This window comes from Bradyrhizobium sp. P2_E8, assembly GCF_056403875.1.
The window spans coordinates 1-3,634 of the sequence record NZ_JBFUES010000783.1 but is presented as its reverse complement, the minus strand read 5'-3'; the positions used below and the strand labels follow the sequence as shown (position 1 = coordinate 3,634).

The following is a 3,634-nucleotide window of genomic DNA, read 5'->3' as shown; positions in this document are numbered from 1 at the left end:
GAGCTGGCTACGGCTGCTTCCGCGCCTTCGCCACCTGCGCCGGCGTCACCAGCGGGCCCGAATTGCCCCAGGAGTTGCGGATGTAGTTGGCCACCGCCGCGATCTCCTCGTCGGACAATTGCCTGGCATAGGCCGGCATCTCGCCGGTGTTGGGCGCGCGCGGCGTCGTCACAGTGTGGGCGCCGTCGAGCGTGATGCGCAAGGTCGAGGACGGATTGACCGATTGCAGCAGCGCGTTGGCGGGCAGCGGCGGATAGATGCGCGGGCTACCTGTGCCGTCGGTTTCATGGCAGGYGATGCAGAATTTTGCGTAGACCGCCTGGCCGGCTTTCATCGTGGCCTCGTCGGGCGGCGTCACGATCGTCTCACGCCGCGCCGGCGGCAGGCCCTTCAGGTAGACCGCGATCGCACGCACATCGGCGTCGCTCATCTTCGAGGTCGAGTTGACGACCACCTCCGCCATCAACCCGTCGGCATGGCTTTTGGCATTGCGGCCGCTCTGCAGATATTCGACGATGTCCTCGACGCTCCACGACTTCAGCCCGGTGCGGGGCGCGCCATCGAGCCTTGGGGCGTACCAGCCGCCGACCTCGTTGCCGGACAGTGCCTGCGCCTGCTTGTCGGCGCCAAAATAGTTCTTCGGCGTATGGCAGGCGCCGCAATGGCCGAGCCCGGTGACCAGATAGCCGCCGCGATTCCAGGCCGCGCTCTGGCTCTGGTCCGGCTCGAACAGGCCGGGCTTGAAAAACATGGTGTTCCAGATCCGCATCAGGCCGCGATAACCGAACGGCCAGCGCAGCTCCGGCGGCTTGTTGCGGCTTACGACGGGCGCCAGCGTGCCGAGATAGGCGCGGATCGCCAGCGTGTCGTCCTTCGTCATCTTCGTGAAGTAGGGATAGGGGAAGGCCGGATAGTAGCTCGAGCCGTCAGGCGCGACGCCATAGCGGAGCGCGCGGGTGAAATCGGCATCCGCCCAGCCGCCGATCCCGGTGTCCCGGTCGGGCGTCAGGTTCGGCGCATAGATCGCGCCGAAGGGCGTATCGATGCGCTTTCCGCCCGCGAACGGCTTTGCCGGATCGGCGGTGTGGCAGCCCGCGCAGTCACCGGCCTCGACCAGCGTCTTGCCGTAGGCGATCAGCTCCGGCGACGGCTCGGCGGCACGGACCGTGCTCGCAACCGCACTGCACAACGCCAATCCCACAACAGCCAGACCAGCCAGAATCGTCCGCATCGAAAGCCTCTCCTGCGACCATTCGACGTCGCCCGCGTGAACGGGGCGTCAATTCATTTCGCGGCGGCGGGGGTATCGTGACACAAATTGAAAATGCCGGACGCCTTTGCAGCCACGAAATTGCGATTTTTACCCGGCGCTCCCTTTGGTCCAGATTTGTGGTGCGGAGCGTTAAATATCCGACATAGAGTGGCGGAGACGGTCGGCGCGCCCTAGCTAAAAACAACGGGCAGGCAACGGCTTAAGCGACGTTAAGTGACAAAGACCTGAACAGGGCGTGGAAAGAGGACAGCATGGGCATCAACCAGGGTCCGATCAGTCTCGATCAAAAATATACCCAGGACACCGGACACGTCTTCACCACGGGCATCCAGGCCCTGGTTCGCCTGCCCATGGCCCAGATCCGGCGCGACCGCGCCAATGGCCTCAACACCGCGGGCTTCATCTCCGGCTATCGCGGCTCGCCGCTCGGCGGCTACGACCAGCAGCTCTTTGCGGCGCGAAAGCATCTCGAGCAGTACAACATCAAGTTCCAGCCCGGCGTGAACGAGGACCTGGCCGCGACCGCCGTCTGGGGCTCGCAGCAGCTCAACCTCTCGCCCGGCGCCAAGTATGACGGTGTGGTTGGCATCTGGTACGGCAAAGGGCCCGGCGTCGATCGCTGCGGCGACGTGTTCCGCCATGGCAATGCCGCGGGCTCGGCCAAGAACGGCGGTGTGCTGTGTCTGGCCGGCGACGACCACGGCGCGAAATCCTCGACCGTCCCGCATCAATCCGACCACGCCTTCATGTCGGCGCTGATGCCGTATCTCTACCCGTCCAGCATCCACGAGATGATCGAGATGGGCCTGCTCGGCATCGCGATGTCGCGCTACTCGGGCTGCTGGGTCGGCATGAAGGTGATCACGGAGACGGTGGAGACCACCGCCGAGATCGACCTCACCGACGAGATGAAGCCCTTCATCATCCCGCCCGATTTCGAGCTGCCGCCCGGCGGCCTCAATCTGCGCTGGCCCGACGACCGCTTCGAGCAGGACCGCCGCCTCCAGGACTACAAGGGCTTTGCCGCGATCGCCTTTGCGCGCGCCAACAAGGTCAACCGCGTCACCATGGATTCGCCGAATGCGCGCTTCGGCATCATGGCGTCCGGCAAGAGCTATGAGGACGTGCGGCAAGCGCTGCGCGAGCTCGGGATCACCGAGGAAGTGGCCGCCAAGATCGGCCTTCGCCTCTACAAGATCGGCATGCCCTGGCCGCTGGAGCCGGAAGGCGTGCGCCAGTTCGCGGTCGGGCTCGAGGAAATCTTCATCATCGAAGAGCGGCGCGAGATCGTCGAGAACCAGGTCAAGCAGGAGCTGTTCAACTGGCGCGATGACGTCCGTCCGCGCATCGTCGGCAAGATGGACGAGCACGACAAGCGCTTCCTGACCTTCGCCGCCGAGCTCAGCGTCGCCTCGCTTGCGACCTCGATCACCGAGCGGCTGCTTCGACTTAATCTCAACCCCGAGATCGCGGAGATGCTCCGCGTCAAGGCCGACTGGTTCAACGGCCGCCAGGCGACCCAGATGCAGGCGGTCGCACCCGTCTCCCGAACCCCATATTTCTGCTCCGGCTGCCCCCACAACACATCGACAAAAGTCCCCGAAGGCAGCCGCGCCATGGCCGGCATCGGCTGTCACTTCATGGCGCTGTGGATGGACCGCTCGACCGAGACGTTCACGCATATGGGCGGCGAGGGCGTGCCCTGGGTCGGGATCGCGCCCTTCACCAACGAGAACCACATTTTCGCGAACCTTGGTGACGGCACCTATTTCCACTCCGGTCTGCTCGCCATTCGCCAGGCGGTCGCCTCCAAGACCAACATCACCTACAAGATCCTCTACAACGACGCCGTCGCCATGACCGGCGGCCAGCGCCATGACGRCGATCTCTCGCCGCAGCAGATCACCTTCCAGCTCCACGCCGAGGGCATCCGCGAGATCTATCTGGTCTCGGAAGCGCCCGACACTTATCCCGCTGACACCATCGCGCCCGGCGTGAAGAAGTATCRCCGCGACGAACTCGACAGCGTCATGAAGATGTGCCGCGAGTACAAGGGCACCTCGGCGATCGTCTTCGTGCAGACCTGCGCGGCCGAAAAGCGCCGCCGCCGCAAGCGCGGCCTGATGGAGGATCCGGCGCGCCGCGTCATGATCAACCCGGCCGTCTGCGAAGGCTGCGGCGACTGCTCGGTGCAGTCGAACTGCATCTCGGTCGAGCCGCTGGAGACCGAGTTCGGCCGCAAGCGCGCCATCAACCAGTCGTCCTGCAACAAGGACTATTCCTGCGTGAAGGGGTTCTGCCCGTCCTTCGTCACCGTCGACGGCGGCGCGCCGCGCCACCGTGCGCCCGCCGAGCTTGAAG

Annotated in this window: 2 protein-coding genes; one reads left to right on the top strand and one right to left on the bottom strand. The window is 65.0% G+C overall.

What is annotated here, in order from left to right; genetic code table 11:
* Positions 1 to 7: 7 nt before the first annotated feature.
* A complete protein-coding gene (locus tag AC1D00_RS31720) occupies positions 8 to 1,231 on the bottom strand; it encodes a c-type cytochrome (protein ID WP_477013379.1) in 1,224 nt (407 codons plus the stop codon).
* Positions 1,232 to 1,524: 293 nt separating this feature from the next.
* Here AC1D00_RS31720 and AC1D00_RS31715 point away from each other — a divergent pair.
* A partial coding sequence (locus AC1D00_RS31715) for an indolepyruvate ferredoxin oxidoreductase family protein (RefSeq protein ID WP_477013378.1) occupies positions 1,525 to 3,634 on the top strand: 2,110 nt, incomplete at its 3' end.